Origin of the sequence: Pseudomonas sp. IT-P294, from assembly GCF_949767865.1 — a bacterium.
Lineage (GTDB): Bacteria > Pseudomonadota > Gammaproteobacteria > Pseudomonadales > Pseudomonadaceae > Aquipseudomonas.
The window spans coordinates 127,616-149,278 of record NZ_CATKQW010000004.1; the positions used below are offsets into that span (position 1 = coordinate 127,616).

Here is a 21,663-nt window from a genome sequence, read left to right on the forward strand (position 1 = left end):
CTCGTGAAATGAGAAGTGTATACGCCTGTCAACGCAACGCATCGATTGCTTGATCCAGCGCAGTGATGAGGCGGTCGACTTCTTCCAGCGTGTTGTAATGCGCCAACGACACCCGCACTACCCCGCCAAACCGGTCAAGCCCAAGGGCTTCGATAAGTCGCCGCGCATAGAAGTCACCAAAGCGAATACCAATACGGTGATCATCGACCTTGCGCACAACAGCCTCTGACTGAACGCCCTCAACCACGAAACTGATCGTTGGCACCCGATTACGGGTATGCGCCTTGCCGATGATCCGAACGCCCTCGCGCTGGCGCAAAAATGCCAACAGGCGCTCGGCGAGCAAATCTTCCTGCACCTCGAAGGCATCGAACGCAGCTTGCATGCACTGGCGCTCGCTGCCTTGCGCGCCGAGCCGGGTGCCGATGTCGAGCAGGTAGTCGGTGATACCGATGCAGCCGAATGACAACTCGTAGTTGACGTTGCCAGGCTGCAATTTGTAGGGCACCACGTCCTGGCCGATAAAGAAGTGGTTGAGACTTGGCAACTCCAGCAACAGATGACGACGCCCCCAGAGTACGGCAAAGTGCGGACCGAACGTTTTGTAGAAGCTGTAGACGTAGAAATCGGCTCCGCAGGCCTGCACGTCCACCAGACGGTGCGGCGCATAAGCGACCCCGTCCACGCACAGCTTGGCGCCTACTGCATGGACACGCCGCGCGACTTCGGCGACTGGATTGACTGAGCCGAGAATATTCGAGGTGTGGGTCATCGCCACATAACGGGTGTTGTCATTAAGCAACACCTGCAGGTCATCCAGCTCCAGTTCACAACTGTCGGGATTGACCTGCCATACACGCAGGGTCGCACCACGGCTTTCGCACAATTTGACCCATGGGCCGATGTTAGCCTCGTGATCGCAATTGGTGACGATGATTTCATCGCCTGGGACGATTGACGGGGCAATGGCGCGACACAGGATTTGCAACAAGTGAGTGGTCGAGCCGCCCATGATCACTTCTTCGGGATGCTCGGCGTTGATCAACTGCATGACCGAGTGGCGTGCCTGCATCACTCGCTCGCCAGCCTCCACGGAAGGTGCGTAGGACGCGCCCAGTTGCACACTGTTATTGAGCAGGTAATCACTGACCCGCTGCGCCACGGCGCCCAGCACCATCGAACCACCGGCGTTATCCATATAGGCATAGCCACCGGCCAGACCTGGAAATTGCTTGCGAACGTAATCGATATCGAGAGGATTCACTCTACTTTCTCCAGCCGGATTCAATGATGCAGGATGGCCTGCAGGAACGCTTGTGTGCGTATTTCCTTAGGGGCGGTAAAAAACGGTTCAGGGATGTTCTGCTCAACAATGCGTCCGCTTTCCATGAAGATCACCCGATCGGCGACCCGACGGGCAAAGCCCATTTCATGGGTGACCACGACCATCGTGACGCCGGAGCGCGCGAGGTTTTGCATGACATCAAGTACCTCGCCCACCATTTCCGGGTCCAGCGCGGAAGTCGGTTCATCGAACAGAATCGCCCGAGGTTCCATGGCCATGGTGCGGGCAATGGCAACACGCTGCTGTTGGCCGCCAGACAATTGGCTGGGGTATTTGTGCGCGTGATCGGCCATGCCGACCTTCACCAATAGCTCTTTGGCCCTGGCGTGCGCATCACGCCGGCTCAGTCCGCGAACACGAATCGGTGCCAGCGACACATTGTCGAGAACAGTGAGATGCGGATAAAGGTTGAAACTCTGAAATACCATGCCGACTTCACTGCGGATGGCCGACAGTCGCGGGCCGTTTTCAACCCGCTCACCCGCCACGCGGATGTGACCTTGCTGGTAGTCTTCAAGCAGATTGATGCAGCGGATCAAAGTCGATTTCCCCGAACCGGACGGGCCCAGAATCACCACCACTTCACCTTCTTCAACCTGCAGGTTGATGTCACTCAACGCTTTGAAGCTGCCGTAGTATTTGTCGAGCTTTTCAATGTCGATCAACGTGCTCATGCGGTTTTTCCTCCCGAGGCGTTACGGCGCTCAACCCAGCTGACCATTTGCACCAGCGGTAACAGCAGCAACAGGTATAGCAAGGCAGCCCCAACCAGCGGTGTCGGGTTAGCAGCCAGCGCCTGAGCCTGGGTCGCCTGCTTGAGCAAGTCAGGCATCGCGACCACCGAGGCGAGCGCCGTATCTTTCATGACATTGATGCAATTGCTCGTCATGGGCGGCATGACTATGCGGATGGCTTGCGGCAAAACAACGTCGCGCATCGTGTTGAAGAAGCTCATGCCTTGAGAAGCCGATGCTTCGAACTGCCCACGGGGAATGGCCTCGATACCCGAACGAAAAATCTCTGCGCTGTAGGCGCATGACACGAGCGAAAGCGCACTGGCAGCGGCAGCAAAAGACGACAGTCGGATGCCGACAAAAGGCAATGCGTAATAGATGAGTACCAGCAAAACCAGCAAAGGAATGGAGCGCATGATATCGATGTAGATACGTGCCAGCGCTCGCACGGGTGCGTAGGAATACAACCTCAACAATGCCAGCAACAGCCCGCCCACCAGGCCCAGGGCAATACTTACCGCCCCAAGCAAAATGGTGACGCCCAGACCACGCATCATCAGCGGAAGCGACTCGACGAGCACATTCCAATTAAAAAATGTTTGCAAAAGATCCATGGGATACCTCGGTCAATACAAGTGGCGAACGGGCGTCGCCACTTACCAGCAACAGCAGCAAGGCTTACTTGAGAACAGCGGTCACTTGCAGAGTGCTCGAGTCTTTAGCTGCTTCGGTGCCGAACCATTCTTTGTGGATCTTTCCGAGTGTGCCGTCTTCTTTCATCTTGCTGATGATGTCGTTGACCTGATCGCTCATCGCCCAGCCTTTGGCGTGCATCAACGAATAGCGCTCACCGGTGGGAACACGCGCCACGATGGTGTATTGCGGTTTGTCCTTGATGTAGTAGAGCACCGCTGGAATGTCGCTGAGGTAGCCATCGATGCGCCCGGAAGCCAGATCGAGCATGGCCGGCGATAGCCCTTCATAACGCGAGACATCGGCGAACTTGTACTCGTCCTTGTGTTGACCGATCCACATGTCACCAGTCGAGCCGGTATCGACGCCAACCACTTTGCCATTCATGTCGGTCAGGCTCTTGACCTTGGACGTAGTCAGCGAGGTCAGGGACTGATCGCTGTCGAAGTAAGGCTGTGCGAAGGCGACCGACTCCAGCCGTTTAGGGGTGATGGTGATCGATGAAATTGCTATCTCGACACGTTTTGATTGCACGGCACTGAACAGGCCGTTGAAAGGAATATTGATGAACTCGACGGTTTTCCCGGCGCGCTTTGCCACCTCTTTTACTACATCGACTTCGAATCCGACGAATTCACCTTTGGCGTCCTGAAACTCCCAGGGCACGTTGCCAACGTTAGCTCCTACAGTCCAGTCAGCTGACCATGCTGGCAGTGCAACTGCGGCGGTCATGAACAATCCCAACATCACTTTCGCTTTCATGTTTGCTCCCGATTGTTTGTTTTATTAGGTGCTAACAGCGGTTGATCTCGTACAACGTGGGATCGAGAGTAAATCAATGGATTATTTATTTCAATAACACTTATCTGTGAATTTTTTACTCCGCAACCGTCTTCAGTGTTCCTTCAACGTCACATCCAAAGGGCTAGTTACGGTCAGAACCGCCCAAGGTGGTCACGCGCGGCAGGCTGCAATCGGCCAATCGCAGACATTTAGAGCAGGGCAAAAAATCCAACCCCCCTTCTTTCTTTGGCCCCATTTTTCGCCACCCGATTTCAAGTTGCCCGCCGCCGCCCTGATAGGATCAGGCAATACTAAAATCCAATCCGGCATAGTCCCTCCCCCCTCCTCGCCCTAGCATGGCCTCACCTTATATCTTCAGGAGTGCGCCACATGAGTGCAGCAAAAACCCTCTTTATCACTGGTGTCAGCAGCGGCTTTGGCCAGGCTCTGGCTAAGGAAGCGCTCGCCCAGGGCCATCGTGTGATTGGCACCGTCCGTAGCGAATCCGCGCTGGCAACCTTCGAGGCGCTCTCGCCTGAGCGGGCCCATGGGGTCGTGCTGGACGTTACCCACTTCGAGGCCATCGACGCGGTGGTCGCCGACGTCGAAGACCGGTTCGGCCCGGTGGATGTGCTGGTAAACAATGCGGGTTATGGCCACGAAGGTATTTTCGAGGAGTCGTCGTTGGAGGAAATGCGCCGCCAGTTCGACGTGAATGTATTTGGCGCGGTGGCGATGACCAAGGCGTTTGTGCCGTATTTTCGCCAGCGGCGGGTGGGGCACATCCTCAATATCACGTCCATGGGCGGCTATATCACCCTGCCGGGCATTGCCTATTACTGCGGCAGCAAATTTGCGCTGGAGGGCATTTCTGACACGCTGAGCAAGGAGCTGGCCCCCTTCAACATTTTTGTCACGGCCGTGGCGCCGGGGTCGTTTCGCACGGACTGGGCGGGCCGTTCGATGCAGCGTACGCCGCGCAGTATCAGTGACTACGATGCGAGCTTCGACCCGGTGCGCAAAGCCCGCGAGGAAAAAAGCGGCCATCAACCGGGCGACCCACAGAAAGCCGCACGCGCCATGCTGACGATTATCGCCAGCCCTGCCCCGCCGGCTCATCTGCTGCTGGGCAGCGACGCCCTCGCCCTTGTGCGTGACAAGCTACACCGGACGGCGGAGAGTATTGAGCAATGGGAGACGCTTAGCCGCTCTACGGATGGCTGAGCATAAATGTGGAGAACGTGCAGCCGATGGCTAAACCCAAGGACCCGAGCACCGCGCGTATGGTGCAGCTGATGGGCCAGCTTGCGCCGCTGGAGGGTTACAACCTGAGCCCCTTGGATGATGTGCGCTTTCTGCGCTCCAACCGGCCGCTGACGCGCACGCCGGTTTTGTATGAGCCGGGCGTCGTCATCCTCTGTCAGGGGCAGAAACGCGGCTATCTGGGTGACGACATTTACGTCTACGACGCCCAGCATTATCTGGTGGTGTCGGTGCCGGTGCCGTTCACGATGGAGACCGACGCCAGCGAGGCGGAGCCAATGCTGGCGGTGTACCTGCGTCTGGATTTCACCCTGGTCGGCGAGCTGATTCAGCAGGTCGATGAGGTATGGGGCGTCAGCGCGGCTCAGCCCATGGGCATGTACGCCTCGCCCATGGACGAACCGCTCAGCCAGTCGACCCTGCGTTTTCTGGAGATCATGAGCGATCCCACTGACGCGCAAATCCTCGGCCCGGCGATGCTGCGCGAACTCTATTACCGCATCCTCACCGGCGAACAAGGCGGCACCCTGCGCGCGGCCATCGCCCAACAGGGCCAGTTCGGCAAGGTGACACGCGCCATTCACAAAATCCACAGCTGCTACCACGAGCATCTGGATGTAGAAGCCCTGGCCCAGGAAGCGCAGATGAGCGTGCCCAACTTTCATCTGCACTTTCGCAAAGTGACTGAGTCCTCGCCGATGCAGTACCTCAAGTCGACACGGTTGCATCAGGCGCGCTTACTGATGCTGCGCAACGACCTGACAGCCGCCAAATCGGCATTTCTGGTGGGCTATGAAAGTGCTTCGCAATTCAGCCGCGACTTCAAGCGCTTCTTCGGCCGCACACCGTTAGCGGAAGTGGCATGGATGAAACGGACCTATGCTTTGCCGGCACCGACAACCGCTTCGCCTTTCGTGTCATCGCACTGACCTTCCATCAGCTCTGCCCTGCGCCAGTAGCCTCAGTCGGCATTCGAGCGGGAACGCTCCCATCCCATAGAGAATCGTCATGTCTATCCGCCCTTTCACGCTTGCCATTACCACTGAGCAGCTAGACGACCTTGATCGACGCCTGCGCGCTTCACGCTTACCGGACACCTTGGCAGCGGAGAGTTGGGAGGACGGAACTGCTGTGAATTTTCTTGCGCGCCTCCTGGATTATTGGAGCAACCAATTTGATTGGCGCATTCATGAGCAGCGGATCAATCAGTTGCCACAGTTCATGGCGGAAATTGACGGTGAGGCGATTCACTTTCTGCATCAGCGGGGGATTGGGCCAAAGCCCATGCCACTGATAATTACCCATGGCTGGCCGGGCTCGTTCCTGGAGATGGAACGGTTGCTTGCGCTTCTAACTGATCCTGCAAAATATGGGGGGCATGCTTCAGATGCCTTTGATGTAGTTGTGCCGTCTCTACCTGGCTACGGTTGCTCCCCTGCACCCACCAAAGCGGGTATCAGCTCCAAGCAAATCGCAGGACTATGGGCATCGTTGATGGGAGAACTGGGCTACGATCGATTTGGCGCTCAGGGAGGCGACATTGGTGCGGGTGTATCAATGTGGCTCGCTCGTAACCACGGCCCCAACTTGATAGGTGCCCATCTCAATTACATCCCGGGTAGTTTCAGGCCATCTTTAGGAGTGGGCCAAGACGCCTTGAGCGAAGAAGAACAGGACTTTCTGAATCGAAGCAGCCAATTCGCGGCGACCGAAGGTGCTTACGCGGCTTTGCACGGTACGAAACCTCAAACCCTGGCTTTCGCACTGGCGGACTCGCCAGCCGGCCTTGCTGCGTGGATTATCGAAAAATTCCACTCATGGGTAGATCATCCCGACGATCTTGAACAAGTGGTGCCGTTTGACGCGCTCCTCGGTGATATATCGCTTTATTGGTTCAGCGGGAGCATTCAAGCAACCTTGAGGCTATACAAGGAAAATCGACTTGATCCGCTCGTTTTCGAAGCCAATGAACGAGTGGAGACTCCGTTGGGTGTGGCGTTATTTCCAAAAGAGCTGCCCATGCCACCACGCAGATGGGTCGAGCGCGTATTTGATGTCCACCGTTGGGAGCATATGGAACGTGGCGGTCATTTCGCAGCGCTGGAGCAGCCCGAAATCCTTGCTGAAGAGATCAGGGCATTCTTCAGGCCTTTGAGGGGCTAGATCCATCGTGATTCCATGACGTGCAAACTGCACATTTAGCGAGCGCCGGGGAGTATCGGGCCCGATGGCTTAGTGCCTGGGACTTGAGTTCATCTCTGAGGCTCGCGCCAGGGCTTGCGTGTCGACATATTCTCGAATGTTCGTCAGCTTGCCATTGTGAACAGTGATGGCGAAAACAAAATAGTCCTCAAACGTCCTGTTCGTGGCGTTAACCTTCCCGGTGGCGACGCCGACGACCAGAACCCGGTCTCCCTGCGCTACGAACTCTGGGGGCTCCGGGGATGAAATCTCCATCTCTGTGGAAGCCTTCTGAAGCAAGTCCACCAATCCCGCGTGGCCGCGGTGCGTACCGGCGAGCGGCCAGCCCTCTCCCGGAATGATCCACTCGATATCTTCGGCAGCCAGCGCTAGCAGAGCGTCCCTATCGCCGCCTATTGCTGCAAAAAAGTCTTTCACAATCTGGATATTCTCTTCAATGCTCATTAAGACCTCTGCGTTGCAAATCAGCCGGGGACGAAGCCAAGTTGTTGCTGCATGACGCAAGCCTCGTTGTAGCAATGGAAAGAGACGACCTTTCCATTTTCGAGACGGAAAACATCGCAGGACGGGACATTTATCGTCTTGCCCGTGGGAGCCAGAGTCCCGGAGGCAAGAGCCAGATCACCTTTGTGCGTTCCACGAATGGCGAGCTCGACAACGACAACGTCTCCCGCGACATGGATGTCAAACAACTCACGGTGGACATCGGGGAACGCCCTTACCAGACTCGCGATAGACTCGCCAATGGCCTTCCCGCGAAACTTCATCCCGGACGCCATATCCCACATGTACCCTTCCTCAGAGAACATGGAGACAAACTTCTCGATATCCGTTCCTTGCCCTTCTGCGGCGGCGCAGAGTTCTCTGATTATTTTTTCATTATTAAGCACGGTCACTCCTTATCTTCATGATTAAGCACTTAAGAAATCGATTATGTTTTGGACCGACCGGTGAGTGATGTCGGTGGCTGGACCGACATCAGCACCGAATCAAAATTGGCGATCAGTCGAACTTGACCAAGTCCTTGAAGATCAGTTGACCCCAGCTATTTCCGCGCGCTTGCACAAGCAGCCCGCCTTCGGAAAGGCCGCCAAGTTTGATCGGCGAGAAACCGAGATTTTCCGCGAGCGCACCAATCTCCTCTGCGGCGCCGTCATCGTCGCTCGCCAGGAACACGACTCGCCGGCCACCCCTCTCGGCCGGATCTTGACCAAGGACAGCAGCGCCCAAATGATTGAAGCCCTTCACCAGTCTTGCGCCAGTAAAAGCCTGCGCGATGAACCTGGAAGAAGGCTGTCCTCCCAGTTTCTCAGGGGACACTCCGTAGGCGTTGGTCACATCGATGATGGTCTTTCCCTTCCAGGTCGGCAGCGCCTTCGCGACATCCGGGTGCGACTCGAAACGGACAGCCAAAAAGATGATGTCCGCCTTGACGGCTTCCGCCAGTGTTTTGGGAATGACCTGGGGTCCGATCGCGGCCGCGGTGGAGGCAAAGCTTTGCGGGTCGCGCGTGGTTGCAACGGATACTTCGATGCCGTTGCGGGCAAACGCCTTGGCCAGGGCCTGGCCGATACTGCCGAAGCCGATAATTGCGTAACTCATATATTTTCCTCAGGTTTACAACGCCCGGCGGTGGTAAATAACGCGCCGGGCGTGGCGAGTCAGATTTGCGCCAGGCCGCCGTCGACGGCGACCTCACTGGCGGTCATGAAGCTGCTGTCCTGCGATGCGAGAAACGCGGCTGCCGCTCCGATCTCCGCTGGCTCGGCCATGCGTTGGAGCGGATTCATCGAGGCGAAGACCTTCATGCCTTCCTCGCCTAGCGCTGCCTTCGCGAGATCGGTCGCAGTCGGCCCGGGCGACAGTACGTTTACCCGGATGCCTGTACCCTTCAGGTCTTCCGCCCAGGTCCGCGCGAGGTTGCGCACCGCCGCCTTGCTTGCGCTGTAGACGCTGAAAGCCGGGGCGCCCGTAGTGCCGGCGCTCGAACCGGTCAGGATGATCGAACCGCCCTGCCCCATCAGCGGCAACGCCTTCTGGACGGTGAAGATCGTCCCCTTCACGTTGGTGTCGAAGGTTTCATCAATGTGTTCGGCGGTGATGTTGCCGAGCGCAAGCGGGCTTCCCGCCCCGGCATTGGCGAAGACGATGTCGAGGGTTCCGCGCTCGGCTTTCACCGCTGCGTAAAGTCGGTCGAGGTCGGCCTCATTGGAGACCGAGCCCTTCACCGCACGGGCATTGGGCCCGAGTTCGGCTACAGCAGCGTCGAGCGCTTCCTGCCGGCGACCGAAGATAAAGACAAAGGCGCCCTCCTCGATGAAGCGCTTTGCTGCGGCGAGGCCGATGCCAGTAGCGCCGCCGGTGATCACGGCGGTCTTTCCATTCAATCTGGTCATGTCATGCATCCTTCGTTGGAGTTTTACCCAAGCAGGAAATTGCTTGCTTGAGAACGAGGATGCGGCTCTGATAACCTAAGGACAAGTATGCACCTTTTGGTAAGTATCAAAAAATGACGAAAACTTCTGAAATCTGCGACACCGGTTGTGGGCTCAACGCCACGCTGCGCATCATCTCGGGCAAGTGGAAACCACTGGTCTTGTTTTTCCTGCGCGACGGCCCGAAGCGCTACGGCGAACTCAAACGTTTGATCCCGGGCGTGAGCGACAAGGTGCTGATCCAGCAATTGAAGGACCTGGAAGCCGACCGCGTGCTGGCACGGACCGACTACAAAGAAGTGCCGCCGCGCGTGGACTACACGCTGACCCCGATCGGTCGCAGCCTGGCTGAAGCGATCATCCCCCTGTGTACCTGGGGAACCGAGAACGCGGCGGAAATGGCAAGCATCTTCGCCGAGCGCGATGCTTTGGCCCTAGCAGGATGCTGAAGAATTACTGAGTCGGATGCCCTGCGCATGTCACCTGGATGCGCCGGGAAAACGTGTTGGTTTAATGGGCACCAGAAATGACTGTGTGTACCGAAGCGATGGCTGATATTTTCCCGCGCTCCAAATCGCGTCCAATCGACGCTGATCCCATCATGGAAGATAAAAACAATGAAAATGTTATTCATCGCTTCGCTAGGAATTTTATCGCTGACTCAACCATCACTATCCTTCGCGGATAATGCTAATGGAAAAAATCTCTATCTACAGCGATGCAGCATGTGCCACGGATTGGATCTCAAAGCAACAGGACCACTGGCTAATAAAAGCAATCCGCCTACACCTAACCTAACAACGTCCGCTTTCAAAAAACGATTAAGTGATTATCCGGGTGTGATTGTATCTTCGATAATACTTCGCCCAAATGGCGACTTAATCCCAAGAACCTTGCGTGAGAATGGAATAAAGCTATTGCCGCACTCATGGAGCGTTAAGGATTTGCGCGATTTAAACCAATACATGGGTGGTGTTATTTCACAAAGCCGATGAGCTTTGAAGTGACTGGTTCTGTGCTGTCACCTCAATTGACATGACGCCAGCGCTTGACTCTGTCCTTTGGGGGTAACCCGTAACTGCCATGGCGCTGAGGGCTCAGCAGCACCGCGACAGGCAGAAAACGGCCAGGAGCAGCCGCTCGGATGTGTCTATAAAACCAGGGCCGATTCACTGCGTTTAAGCCGGGCCAGCAATTCAAAGCCTCAATGCCCAACTGGCTTTCTCCAACCTGGGCGATGTGTTGCCATCTACTCATCATTTGCGGATTCCCCTATCTGTTTTTGGCGGACGCGTAAATGGGCGCTCTTCTACTGACCCAATCCTGCTTTTGGCGGCTAGGTTTGGGGCTCACGGGCCATCTCTCAAAAACGAAGTGGAACCGCGCCGGAATACTGCGAATGCCGCGACGCATCGGAGCTTCCTTTGTTCGATCAGCAAAATAATGGGCAAAAGCTTCACCTGGCATCTGAAATCATTTGAAGCCATCAAACATCAGTCAGAAGATCTTGCACCCAAGTGAAGGCTTTACGCTCCGCACAGTTTCGACCAGCTTTCTGCAAAAGCTGAATTATGTCCGGCCAAATGGTCATCCTCCAAAACAACAGCTTTGATGGGCGCATTGGCTTCTTTCATTGTGGTGTCACCACCGCAGGCTCCAGCCATGATAGGTCGGACGCCGATGGCATCAATTGGCACTGCCTTGTAGACAGTTATGGATCTAACAGCCTGCTTTTGCTGTTCCAGCGCGGTTTTGTAGGCTTGATCTTCCAGAGGATTGCTGACCTGCGGGTCGGTAGCGCAACCCGAAGCGAGCCCAAAAAATGTAAAAATTAATGCGTGTCGGGTTTGTTGAAGAGTTTTTATTCCGTTGTTCGTGGCGGGGCTGGTATTGGACGGATGATTTGTCGCCGGATGACAACAGCTACTAGACCATAAGCGTTGGAGTCGCCTTACCTAATGAACCCGGTTTGGAGTCGCTAAGCTTGCGTAAGACCTTGCACTTAGGAGGAGTGGTTCCTCAGACAAGCCGTAGCGAAAGTAGAACCGGTGATTGAGTTCGATACCAGCGAAAAAATGAATGTGCACTCTCACAACTCATTCTGTTGCGGCCTTCAAGTGCCTGAGCTAACGTCGATCCCGGATTTCAACTTCCCCTTTGCCCCCTCTGCTTCACGCGCACTCCAAGGACGAACTATGGCCTACAAATCCAGCACCATTGCGGGCGTCATCCGCCGCTTGAATCGTGACTACTATCTGCCAGCTATCCAGCGTCCCTACGTATGGACACCGGAACAGATTGTTCGCCTGTTCGACAGCTTGCTCAAAGGCTACCCCATCAGTTCTTTTCTGTTCTGGGACATAGATCCTTCACAAGCTGAGAAGCTCGACATTTATAAGTTTGTCGAAGATTTCAAATTTGGCGACTTCCATAACGAAGAGGCCAAGATCAACGACCAACACCTGACGTTGGTACTGGATGGCCAGCAACGCCTGACGTCCCTGCTGATTGGATTGCGGGGCAGTTACAAGGTCAAGCTCAAGGGGAAGCGCTGGCAAAACCCCGACTCTTGGGTTCGACAAAATCTATACCTCGACTTGATGAAGGATGCCAGCGACGAGGAGGCCGAATCTGATGTCTCCTTCGGCTTATCATTCTTCACCTCGCCACCGACCGATCAAGAAAATGCGCACTGGTTCCCTGTAAGCAGCATTATGCAGTTTGCGGACAAGGATCAATTCGACGCTTACCTGGAAAAAATTCTGGAAACCCTGGAGGAGAAAGACGTCAGTCGTGTGGATCGCAAGATCATCGAGCGAAACTTGAAGAAGCTCTACCACGCCATTTGGGTGGACGAATCCATCGCCTTTTTTACCGAAACCAGTCGATCCCTGGAGCGAGTTTTGGACATTTTTGTCCGTGCCAATGAAGGCGGTACCAAGCTCAGCAAGTCAGACCTGTTGCTGTCGACCATCACGACGACTTGGGGAGATCTCAACGCACGAGAAGAAATTTATGGGTTTGTGGATTACTTGAACACCGGTCTGGCCCGCAACAACAACTTCGACAAAGACTGGGTCATGAAGGCCTGTTTGGTGCTCTCGGATTTGCCGAACGCGTACAAGGTGTCCAATTTCACCAAAAAAAATCTGGACCTGATCCGCGAGAACTGGGACAGAATCAAAACCGCCCTCGAAATGACCGTGCGCCTTACCAACGACTTCGGGATTGACCGCGAGACACTGACAAGCGCCAACGCTCTATTGCCGATCGCTTATTATTTCTTTCAAACCTCCATGCGTTTCAATTCGACCGAATCCAGGCACGTAGAAGCCGTCCGCGCCATGCACCGATGGCTCGTCAAGGCATTGCTGGCCAGTACATTCGGCGGGTCGTCCGACGGGACCATCAGTCAGTCACGAAAAATCATTCAGGAGAGCATGGCCACCTCCAATGACTTCCCGGAGCAAGCGTTACTCATCGGTTTACGCAGGCAGAGCCAAATTGATTTCACCGACCCTCGTAGCCTGGACGATCTGCTGTCTCTGACCTATCAGGAATGGACCTGCTTTTTCGCCATATCCCTGCTTCATCCGGACACCCGCTGGGGGACCGCGCAGTACCATGTCGATCACATCTTTCCTCAGGGCAGCCTGACCAAGGTGAAGCTGCTCAGCCAAGGTATTCCCGAGTCGGAGGTGGACGCTTACCTTCACGGAAAAGACCGGTTAAGCAATCTGCAATTGTTGCCTTACCTCGACAACATCGAGAAATCGGATACAGCTTTTGAGGTTTGGCTGGCAGACCGCAGCCCCGCGTTCATTGATCAGCATTCGATTCCGGCAGAGCCGGAGCTTTACAAAATCGAGCGCTTCCGGGATTTCCTGGACGCGAGGGACGTTTTACTTCGCAAGCGCTACGCCGAAATTCTCGGATTCGGCGACGCATTGCTTGCAGAAACGACCACTCCGTTAGAGGAAGAAAACCAGGTAATCGAATCAAAAAAGTAGTGGCCTCGTCTCTCTTGGTACCGAAAGCAAAAGATGGCTCCATCTTCTCGCCCAAGTTAAAAAGCGCCGGAGGATTTACCGTAGGGCGCAAAGGAGACGAGCGCAAAATGGCTGACTATGAACAAGCACTGGCTTATTTGAGAGCCCAACCTTCGGCTTACTGGCGCAGGCCTAATGAGAAGGGTAATTGGGGGATCGTCACAGGAGTGTGCTGGGTCGATATCAACGAAACCTAAAACGGCCTAAGAGAATAAATAGAGAAAAAAGAATGAAAACGGGCCCGGAAGGCGCCCGTTTTTTTCAAATATAAAAACTGAGATCTTGATTGGCGGAATAACTTTCCGTCGGTATAGCGCTTTTTTATGCCCAGCGCGTATGACCGCTTTCGGCCAGAAGCAGCCCTTCATAAACCGCAGCCTTTGACCCAAAGTTGACATTCGGATCTGAGCGTCAGAATCGAAGTTCTACCGAAAACCACGATTTGAGTGAATCATCCCTCTACACCGATTCCACTTCATTGACCGGCAACGAAGCAAACATTTCAGCGCGGCACACCTCAAGGATCTCATCCGCCAGCGCGGAATCACCCGGGCAGGCACGCGACAAAATGATCGCACCAACAGCACGAGACAGCAGGTCGATCATTTTCTTTCTTCCCTCACCCGGCGCGGCATCCGGCCTAGTCGGATATTTGTCCCCCAGTGTTTGCAGGGTGTGCTCGATTCCTTCGGCAAACGTCGCTTTCAAATCATCCGATTGACGCGCCGCGTCGCCACACAACGCCGCCATGGTGCAACCGCTGCCACGTCCGTCCCGATGTTCCCTCGTCACATAGGCGTCAATGAAGTCCGGAATATATAGCGATTCAGCACCTGCCAGCGATTTGGAAAGGCTGCTGGCCGAGGCTTCGGCCATCAGATCGGCCTTCGAACCGAAATGCTTGTAGAAACCTCCGTGGGTGAAACCGGCAGCCGCCATGAGATCCGACACACCGACGCCGTCGAAGCCGCGATCACGGAACAACTCAGAGGCCGTTTCAACGATGTGCTCCCGATTGGCCTGCGCCTGGGCCTTGGTGACTCTCACGTGCAATACCTCATGTCCACTGGGAAATCATGTGCCCAATAATACATAGATGTTGGTCATAATCAAAATCATTGACAGTTTAGATTTCGATCATCATCCTAATTGCACGCACCACCGACCTCCAACAACGGGCACGGAAGACATACCAGATGACCGACCAAAATCTGTTCACCCCTTACGCACTTGGCGCCCTCACGCTGTCGAACCGCGTCGTCCTCGCGCCGCTGACACGTAACCGCGCCGGTCACGGCTTTGTCCCCAGCGAGTTCGCGGCCACTTATTACAGCCAACGCGCCAGCGCTGGCTTGCTAATCAGCGAAGCCACGCAGATTTCACAGCAGGGCCAGGGCTATCAGGACACCCCCGGGATCTACACGCAGGCGCAAATAGACGGCTGGCGCACAGTGACCGATGCCGTCCATGCCAAGGGCGGAAAAATCTTTCTGCAACTGTGGCATGTCGGCCGCGTGTCGCACGTTGATCTGCAAGAAAACGGCGTCGCTCCCGTGGCCCCTTCTGCGCTGCGCGCCGCCACCAAAGTATTCGTCAACAATCGTTTTGAAGACGTCTCCAAGCCGCGGGCGCTGGACATCAACGAACTGCCAGGGATCGTCTCCAATTTCCGCCAGGCCGCGGCAAACGCTGTCGCCGCCGGATTCGACGGTGTGGAAATTCACGGCGCAAACGGCTATTTGCTGGATCAATTTCTCAAGGACAGCGCCAATTTGCGTACCGATGCTTACGGCGGCTCGATTGAAAATCGTGCGCGTCTGTTGCTCGAAGTAACGGCGGCAGTCGTCAATCAAATCGGCGCGGATCGCACAGGTGTGCGCTTGTCTCCGGTGTCGCCGGCCAATGGCGTATCCAGCAGTGACCCGCAGGCGCAATTCGATTACGTCGTCGGGCAACTCGACGCCCTCGGCGTGGTTTATCTACACGTGGTCGAAGGTGCGACCGGTGGCTCGCGTGACGTGGCGCCATTCGATTTCGGCGCCCTGCGCCAGCGCTTCAAAAACACCTACATCGCCAACAATGGCTATGACCTGGACCTGGCAACTTCAAGGCTCGCCGAAGACCAGGCCGATCTGATCGCATTCGGTCGCCCGTTCATTGGCAATCCAGATCTGGTAGAGCGCCTCAAAAGTGGCGCGCCGTTGTCCGCCTTCAATCCCGCCACGCTCTATGGCGGCGGTGCAGCAGGCTACATCGACTACCCGACGTTGGCTGAATCGAGCGCCACCGCAAACTGAGCGATCAGTGATCGCGCTTTCTGTTTCACACATCCTGAAAGAGAGATTACCCATGAGCACTCGCCCCGCTGTTCTCATTACTGGCGCTTCCACCGGCATTGGCGCCGTCTACGCCGAACGCTTCGCTCAACGCGGCCACGATCTGGTCCTTGTTGCCCGCGACCAGGCACGTTTGGACGCACTTGCAGCCCAATTGCGCAACGAACACGGCGTCACTATCGAAGTGATTCCGGCGGACCTGACCCAACTCGGCGATCTGACAAGCGTTGAAACCCGCCTGCGTGAAGACGCCCGTATCGGCATCCTCGTCAATAACGCTGGCGCCGCGCTATCCGGTAACTTTATCGACCAAAGCACCGACAGCGTCGCGCAGCTGGTTGCCCTCAACACCACAGCGCTGGTGCGCCTGGCCAGCGCCATTGCCCCACGTATGGCCAAAGCAGGCGAAGGCGCGATCATCAACATCGGTTCGGTGGTGGGTCTTGCTCCTGAGTTCGGCATGTCGGTCTACGGTGCGACCAAGGCATTTGTGCTGTTCCTTTCCCAGGGCCTGAGCCTGGAACTTTCGCCTCTGGGCGTCTACGTGCAGGCCGTACTGCCGGCCGCCACCCGCACGGAGATCTGGGATCGCTCCGGCATCGACATCAACACCTTGAACGAAATCATGGAAGTGGACGATCTGGTGGATGCCGCACTGGTCGGTTTCGACCGTCGCGAACCGGTGACGATCCCGCCTCTGCACGAAGCTGAACGCTGGGATGACCTGCAGAGCGCACGCCAGGGACTGCTGGGGCAAATCCGCCAGGCTGCGGTTGCCCAGCGCTACCAAATCCAACAGTGATCTTGTGGTAGCGAGCATTCGCGCCGGATTCGATGTTGGCGCAAGGCATAACATCGAATCCGGCCCGCTGTCCGGAGTAGAAATGAATCCACCCCTTACAAATAACCACGCTGGCTCGCCGACGTCGTTCATCAACGCGGCGAACCAGTCAATCACGGTCAACGGCGTTCGCTTCGCCTATCGCGACATCGGCCCCACGATCGGCTTGCCCCTCGTGCTGTTCAACCATTGGGGAGCGGTGCTGGACAACTTCGATCCCGCGATCATTGATGGCCTTGCACAAACACGACGCGTCATTACTACCGACTATCGCGGTATCGGCGGCTCTGGTGGAACTGCGCCACTGGCTGTCGGTGAAATGGCAGACGATGCCATTCAACTGATTCGCGCGCTGGGTTTCGAGACCGTCGATGTGCTCGGTTTTTCACTGGGTGGTTTTGTTGCTCAAGACATCGCCCTGAAAGCGCCAGAATTGGTGCGCCGCTTGATTCTCACCGGCACCGGGCCGGCCGGCGGCACCGGTATCGACAAGGTCGGCTCGGTGTCGTGGCCATTGATGCTCAAAGGTTTGCTGACCCTGCGCGATCCCAAGTTCTACCTGTTCTTCACGTCGACGACCAATGGCCGTCGAGCCGCCTCGCAGTATTTACAGCGCCTGAAAGCACGAAAAAAAAAATCGCGACAAAGGCCCGACGCCCAGCGCTTTCCTGCGGCAGTTGAAGGCCATCACTGCGTGGGGCAAGCAGTCACCTCAAAACCTCGGGCGCTTGCGGATGCCGACGCTGATCGTCAACGGCGATAACGACATCATGGTGCCCAGCGTTAACTCGTCTGAGCTGGCCAAGCGTATCCCCAACGCACAACTGGTGATTTACGAAGATGCCGGCCACGGCGGCATTTTCCAGCACTACGCTGATTTTGTGGCCAAGGCACTGGCGTTCCTCGATGCCTGACAACGCGGCACCGCAATATCGCAACGCACCGGCTACCCTCCTCACAACCGACAAGAGCCGCACCACGATGAAGGCATTTCTAATTGATCGCTATGGCAAGAACACCGGGCGCATTGGCGAAGTGCCCGTCCCTAACGTGGGCGCCCACGACGTATTGATTGAGGTTCACGCCAGCAGCGTCAACCTGCTGGATTCGAAGATCCGCAAAGGTGAATTCAAACTGATCCTGCCCTATTCATTTCCGCTGGTACTGGGCAATGATCTGGCGGGCGTCGTGGTTGAGGTTGGCTCGCAAGTGAAACGCTTCAAACGGGGGGACAACGTTTACGCTCGCCCGCCCGAAACGCGGATCGGGACGTTTGCTCAATTGATAGCAGTGAACGAAAACGCGATCGCCCTGAAACCTGCCAATATCGACATGGCGCAAGCGGCTTCCATCCCCTTGGTCGCACTGACCGCCTGGCAAGTGCTGGTCGAAGCAGCCCAATTGAAAAAAGGCCAGAAAGTGCTGATTCACGCAGGCTCTGGTGGCGTCGGCACCCTTGCCATCCAGCTTGCCAAACACCTCGGCGCCTTTGTCGCGACCACCACCAGCACCGCCAATGTCGAGTGGGTGAAGGCGTTGGGGGCCGACCTGGTGATCGACTACACACAGCAGAACTTCGAAAGTGCCTTGCACGATTACGACGTGGTGTTGAACAGCCTCGGCGCCGACGTGCTGGAGAAATCACTCAAGGTCCTCAAGCCCGGTGGCCAGCTCATTTCCATCTCAGGACCACCCACTGCGCTGTTCGCGCAGGAGCAAGGGTTGTCCTGGCCATTGAAGCAAGTCATGCGCCTGCTGAGCCTGGGCATTCGACACAAGGCGCGTAAAAAGAACGTTGGCTACAGGTTTGTGTTCATGCGGGCCAATGGCGCTCAACTGCAACAGATCACCGCGCTCATTGAGGCCGGAATCATCAAACCTGTGATTGATCGCTCCTTCACTTTTGAATCTACAGCAGAGGCATTGAAGTACGTCGAACAGGGACGAGCCAAGGGCAAGGTCGTTGTTACGATCAAATGAAGACGCCGCCTTTCGATGAGTCGACCGCACCGGCTGCGCAACGTTTGCCGCTTCAGCAGTCATCATCCAGGGTGACTTCGCCAGAGTTGCACAAGCAGGAAGAGCTGCAACCGGACGTTGTGTCTGTTGAACCGCCAGTGATCGTTTGGCGCAGTTTGATGCTTGAGCAGTAGGACGAAACGGGTTGCATGGATGGGGCAACGAGCATGGCTAGCTCCAACTACCGCAATCGCCAACTCGTTATCTGAGAGTGGCAGTATCGGATGACTGCTTCTGGCCGAAAACGGACTCTCACCACTGATCATTTTCGGCCAGAACGGACGTTTATATTTGGAAAAAAAGAAAACCAACGCCTACCCCTTCGCGACAATCTCGTCCCACGCGGTAGGTGTGGGAAACAGCTCGTTGAGAAACCCCACAAACGCCTTAACGTTCGGGCTTCCCCGGCGGCTTTCTGGCCACAAGGCCGTGATGGAGGAACGGTCGGCCGCGAACTGTGGAAATAGCGGCTTCAGTTCTCCCCGAGTGACATAGGGCGCCGCGACATAGGTGGGCGAAATGCCAATGCCACCGCCCGCTGCAAGTACCGCAGCCACCGCATCGCTCGCGTCGATGACGATGGATGCGTCGGGGGCTATTTCCACCATTCGGTCCCCCACGCTGAATGGCCAACGCAGCGCTTGGCCCGAACTCTGGTAGCGAAAATTCACGCAGTCATGGTCGGCCAGATCGCTGAGTTCCAGCGGCGTGCCGCGTTTGGCCAGATAGGCTGGCGAGGCAAAAGCGCAAAGTCGATGCGGTCCCAGCGTACGAGAGATAAGCCGTGAGTCGGCCAGATTGCCTACGCGCACGGCCACATCGATGCCTTGTTCAACGATGTCCGCAAACTGATCGCCCAAGCGCAGGTCGATGGTGAGCTTGGGGTAGCGCTCGCGAAACCTGGGAATCGCCGGCGCCAATATGTTCAGCCCGATTGGCGGTGGCGCTGTAACTTTCAAGGTGCCGGAGGGCTCAGCGCGCGAGGCCGTTGCGGCCTGCTCGATGTCCTCCACCTCGCGCAGAATCCGTAGCGCCCGTTCGTACAGATCCCGTCCTTCAACTGTCAGTGTTAGCGAACGGGTGGTGCGGCTGAATAAACTCAGCCCAAAATGCTGCTCCAGGCGTTGCACGCTCTTGCTGATGGCGGACGGCGATACTGATAAATCGCGCGCTGCAGCGGTATAGCTGCCCAAAGAGGCAGCGCGGGCAAAGGCAATAAGACCGGTCAGGCGGTCCAACCCTATTTGTTCCTTCATGGCACTAGTAAAGCGACATATGCCCTAATTATCAATATTGGCTCGAGCCTTTAGTGTTTACCCGTCGGCGCCATCAAGGCGCTCAAGGAGATAGACCATGAGCTATTCCACTGTTACCCAAACCGCATACTCCCAACCGCTTCCCGCCCAACTGGAAGGCCAAACCGTGGTGATTTTCGGCGGCACGTCCGGCATCGGTTTAGCGACCGCGATTCAAGCCAAAGCCGCCGGGGCATCCGTAACGGTGATCGGTTCCAATGCCGAGCGTGCCGAGCAAGCGGCTCTGAAACACGGACTCGCCGGCTGGCGTGCCGCTGATGTCACCCACAGCGAAGCCATCTACGCCGCCTTGGCAGAAATCCCGCACGTGGATCATCTGGTACTACTCGCCGGCACATTTGTGGCGGGCAAGATTATGGACGCTGAAATCGATTACCTGCGTCGGGCGTTTGAAGAGCGGATGTGGGCTTCTGTGCACGCCATTCGCGCTCTTGGTGATCGGTTGTCCAAGGACGGCTCCATCACCTTTATCTCTGGCTGTTTGGCCGACCGGCCCAATGCTCATGGCACTGCCGTGCTCGCTGCCGCGTCGGCAGCAATGGAAGCGTTGGCACGTGGCCTGGCCCTGGAGCTGGCGCCCATTCGTGTCAATACGCTGTCCCCAGGCCCGATCAACACCCCCATCTTTAGCAAAGCCTTGGGCGAGGGGCGCGATGCGTACGTCAGCGCATGGGAGCAGTCGCTGCCGCTGCATCGCGTGGGCACCGCCACTGAAGCAGGCGCCGCAACTGTTTTCCTGATGACCAACACGTTCATGAACGGCGCCACGCTGAACATCGACGGCGGCGCTCGGCTGGTCTGAGTGACCGGTCCCTCATTGAGTCCATGTCAGAACCAGACGCTCTCAAGACGAGTATCCGGTTAAACGAAAGCCCCTGAGTTTCTCGATTCAGGGGGCTTTCGTTTGGTGCTTACTGCGTCAGAGGCAGCAGCAGGAAATGGATGAGCGTCCTCGACGTTGATGCGGCTCCCCGCACCACTCCCCGGTTGCGTAAAGTTCTCTGATGATTTCTTTGTTGTTCAGCATCATCAATCCTCCGCGTAATGAGTTACCTGCTGTTTGGCGCTTCGCACAAAACTTTGCCGCCGTTCAAACGTATTCACGGACTTGGGGAATAATGTCGTGTGGTATCGATCCCGATGGTCAGAGCCTGGAGCCCGCGCCCATCTCGGAAGCCCGCGCCAGTGCTTGCGTATCGATATACTCCCGGATGTTCGTCAGCTTTCCATTTCGCACGGTAATGGCGAAGACCCAATCGTCCTCCCACGTTTTATTCGTGGCTTTGATTCTCCCCCTGGCGAAGCCGAGGACCAGAACCCGATCTCCCTGCGCCACGTATTCGTGGAACTCCATGACGGATGTTTCCATCTTTTCGGAGGCCTTCTGAAGCAGATCTGCCAATCCCGTGTGCCCGCGATACGTGCCAGCCAGCGGCCAGTACTCGCCCGGAATGATCCATTCAATGTCTTCGGAAGTCAGCGCCTGCAGACCTTGCCTATCGCTGCGGCCCATTGCGGTGAAGAAGTCCTTAACAACCTGGACATTTTTTTGTGCGTTCATCGAAATCTCTCCGTTTCTCTCGTATCTGATCGCGTCCGTTCTGATCAGATACCTTGTGAACCTGCCGGTGAAGGGCGTGGTGTCGG

21 protein-coding genes and 1 pseudogene are annotated in these 21,663 nt (G+C 56.3%); 11 read left to right on the forward strand and 11 right to left on the reverse strand.

The genetic code is table 11. The features are described from left to right. Positions 1–28 precede the first annotated feature (28 nt). From ACM6I0_RS03920 to ACM6I0_RS03935, 4 genes are all read right to left on the reverse strand, one after another. Positions 29–1,264, reverse strand: coding sequence for a cysteine desulfurase-like protein (locus ACM6I0_RS03920; RefSeq protein ID WP_414921501.1), 1,236 nt, complete (start codon positions 1,262–1,264; stop codon positions 29–31). Positions 1,265–1,284: 20 nt separating this feature from the next. Beyond that, positions 1,285–2,019, reverse strand: a complete 735-nt coding sequence (locus tag ACM6I0_RS03925; protein WP_285432066.1) for an amino acid ABC transporter ATP-binding protein — start codon at positions 2,017–2,019, stop codon at positions 1,285–1,287. Continuing rightward, on the reverse strand, positions 2,016–2,693 hold the full coding sequence (locus ACM6I0_RS03930; protein WP_218424951.1) for an amino acid ABC transporter permease: 678 nt from the start codon (positions 2,691–2,693) through the stop codon (positions 2,016–2,018). Before ACM6I0_RS03930 ends, ACM6I0_RS03925 begins: the two co-directional genes overlap by 4 nt. Positions 2,694–2,757: 64 nt before the next feature. Next, positions 2,758–3,534 carry a transporter substrate-binding domain-containing protein gene (locus tag ACM6I0_RS03935; protein ID WP_285432064.1) on the reverse strand — a complete coding sequence of 259 codons (777 nt, stop codon included), beginning with the start codon at positions 3,532–3,534 and terminating at the stop codon, positions 2,758–2,760. A 411-nt stretch (positions 3,535–3,945) separates the two neighbouring features. On the opposite strand from ACM6I0_RS03935, the gene ACM6I0_RS03940 reads away from it, so the two are divergent. From ACM6I0_RS03940 to ACM6I0_RS03950, 3 genes are all read left to right on the forward strand, one after another. After that, entirely contained in the window at positions 3,946–4,779 is an 834-nt protein-coding gene (locus tag ACM6I0_RS03940; protein ID WP_414921502.1) for an oxidoreductase, read from the forward strand. 26 nt (positions 4,780–4,805) lie between these two features. After that, positions 4,806–5,747: an AraC family transcriptional regulator gene (locus ACM6I0_RS03945; protein ID WP_414921503.1), complete on the forward strand. Its 942-nt coding sequence runs from the start codon at positions 4,806–4,808 to the stop codon at positions 5,745–5,747. A 79-nt stretch (positions 5,748–5,826) separates the two neighbouring features. Further along, complete coding sequence (locus ACM6I0_RS03950; RefSeq protein ID WP_414921504.1) at positions 5,827–6,981, forward strand: epoxide hydrolase family protein; 1,155 nt, start codon at positions 5,827–5,829, stop codon at positions 6,979–6,981. A 69-nt stretch (positions 6,982–7,050) separates the two neighbouring features. Here the strand turns inward: ACM6I0_RS03950 and ACM6I0_RS03955 are convergent, their stop codons facing one another. From ACM6I0_RS03955 to ACM6I0_RS03970, 4 genes are all read right to left on the reverse strand, one after another. Further along, positions 7,051–7,464 carry a nuclear transport factor 2 family protein gene (locus ACM6I0_RS03955; protein WP_414921505.1) on the reverse strand — a complete coding sequence of 138 codons (414 nt, stop codon included), beginning with the start codon at positions 7,462–7,464 and terminating at the stop codon, positions 7,051–7,053. Positions 7,465–7,484: 20 nt separating this feature from the next. Next, positions 7,485–7,910: a nuclear transport factor 2 family protein gene (locus ACM6I0_RS03960; protein ID WP_414921506.1), complete on the reverse strand. Its 426-nt coding sequence runs from the start codon at positions 7,908–7,910 to the stop codon at positions 7,485–7,487. Between the two features lie 112 nt (positions 7,911–8,022). Then, positions 8,023–8,622, reverse strand: a complete 600-nt coding sequence (locus ACM6I0_RS03965; RefSeq protein WP_414921507.1) for an NADPH-dependent F420 reductase — start codon at positions 8,620–8,622, stop codon at positions 8,023–8,025. 59 nt (positions 8,623–8,681) lie between these two features. After that, positions 8,682–9,416: an SDR family NAD(P)-dependent oxidoreductase gene (locus tag ACM6I0_RS03970; RefSeq protein ID WP_285432058.1), complete on the reverse strand. Its 735-nt coding sequence runs from the start codon at positions 9,414–9,416 to the stop codon at positions 8,682–8,684. Between the two features lie 113 nt (positions 9,417–9,529). On the opposite strand from ACM6I0_RS03970, the gene ACM6I0_RS03975 reads away from it, so the two are divergent. The 3 genes from ACM6I0_RS03975 (at position 9,530) to ACM6I0_RS03985 (ending at position 13,465) form a co-directional block, all read left to right on the forward strand. Beyond that, positions 9,530–9,904: a winged helix-turn-helix transcriptional regulator gene (locus tag ACM6I0_RS03975; RefSeq protein ID WP_414921508.1), complete on the forward strand. Its 375-nt coding sequence runs from the start codon at positions 9,530–9,532 to the stop codon at positions 9,902–9,904. A 168-nt stretch (positions 9,905–10,072) separates the two neighbouring features. Continuing rightward, positions 10,073–10,450, forward strand: coding sequence for a c-type cytochrome (locus ACM6I0_RS03980; protein WP_414921509.1), 378 nt, complete (start codon positions 10,073–10,075; stop codon positions 10,448–10,450). Between the two features lie 1,200 nt (positions 10,451–11,650). Further along, positions 11,651–13,465 (forward strand): DUF262 domain-containing protein, encoded by a 1,815-nt coding sequence (locus tag ACM6I0_RS03985; protein ID WP_414921510.1) that lies wholly within the window; start codon positions 11,651–11,653, stop codon positions 13,463–13,465. Positions 13,466–13,963: 498 nt separating this feature from the next. Here the strand turns inward: ACM6I0_RS03985 and ACM6I0_RS03990 are convergent, their stop codons facing one another. Further along, positions 13,964–14,551, reverse strand: coding sequence for a TetR/AcrR family transcriptional regulator (locus tag ACM6I0_RS03990; RefSeq protein ID WP_414921511.1), 588 nt, complete (start codon positions 14,549–14,551; stop codon positions 13,964–13,966). 149 nt (positions 14,552–14,700) lie between these two features. Between ACM6I0_RS03990 and ACM6I0_RS03995 the strand changes: the two genes are divergently transcribed. The 4 genes and pseudogenes from ACM6I0_RS03995 (at position 14,701) to ACM6I0_RS04010 (ending at position 18,661) form a co-directional block, all read left to right on the forward strand. Further along, positions 14,701–15,801 (forward strand): alkene reductase, encoded by a 1,101-nt coding sequence (locus tag ACM6I0_RS03995; RefSeq protein ID WP_414921512.1) that lies wholly within the window; start codon positions 14,701–14,703, stop codon positions 15,799–15,801. 52 nt (positions 15,802–15,853) lie between these two features. After that, entirely contained in the window at positions 15,854–16,642 is a 789-nt protein-coding gene (locus ACM6I0_RS04000) for an SDR family NAD(P)-dependent oxidoreductase (protein WP_414921513.1), read from the forward strand. Between the two features lie 82 nt (positions 16,643–16,724). Then, positions 16,725–17,595: pseudogene (locus ACM6I0_RS04005) on the forward strand (alpha/beta fold hydrolase). Between the two features lie 67 nt (positions 17,596–17,662). Beyond that, a complete protein-coding gene (locus ACM6I0_RS04010) occupies positions 17,663–18,661 on the forward strand; it encodes an NADP-dependent oxidoreductase (RefSeq protein ID WP_285432050.1) in 999 nt (332 codons plus the stop codon). A 353-nt stretch (positions 18,662–19,014) separates the two neighbouring features. Here the strand turns inward: ACM6I0_RS04010 and ACM6I0_RS04015 are convergent, their stop codons facing one another. Then, positions 19,015–19,956 carry a LysR family transcriptional regulator gene (locus ACM6I0_RS04015; RefSeq protein WP_414921514.1) on the reverse strand — a complete coding sequence of 314 codons (942 nt, stop codon included), beginning with the start codon at positions 19,954–19,956 and terminating at the stop codon, positions 19,015–19,017. Positions 19,957–20,053: 97 nt separating this feature from the next. Between ACM6I0_RS04015 and ACM6I0_RS04020 the strand changes: the two genes are divergently transcribed. Beyond that, entirely contained in the window at positions 20,054–20,818 is a 765-nt protein-coding gene (locus ACM6I0_RS04020) for an SDR family oxidoreductase (protein ID WP_414921515.1), read from the forward strand. Between the two features lie 342 nt (positions 20,819–21,160). Here the strand turns inward: ACM6I0_RS04020 and ACM6I0_RS04025 are convergent, their stop codons facing one another. Then, the gene (locus tag ACM6I0_RS04025; RefSeq protein WP_414921516.1) at positions 21,161–21,577 is read right to left on the reverse strand and encodes a nuclear transport factor 2 family protein; all 417 of its coding nucleotides are present in this window, start codon (positions 21,575–21,577) and stop codon (positions 21,161–21,163) included. Between the last annotated feature and the right edge of the window lie 86 nt (positions 21,578–21,663).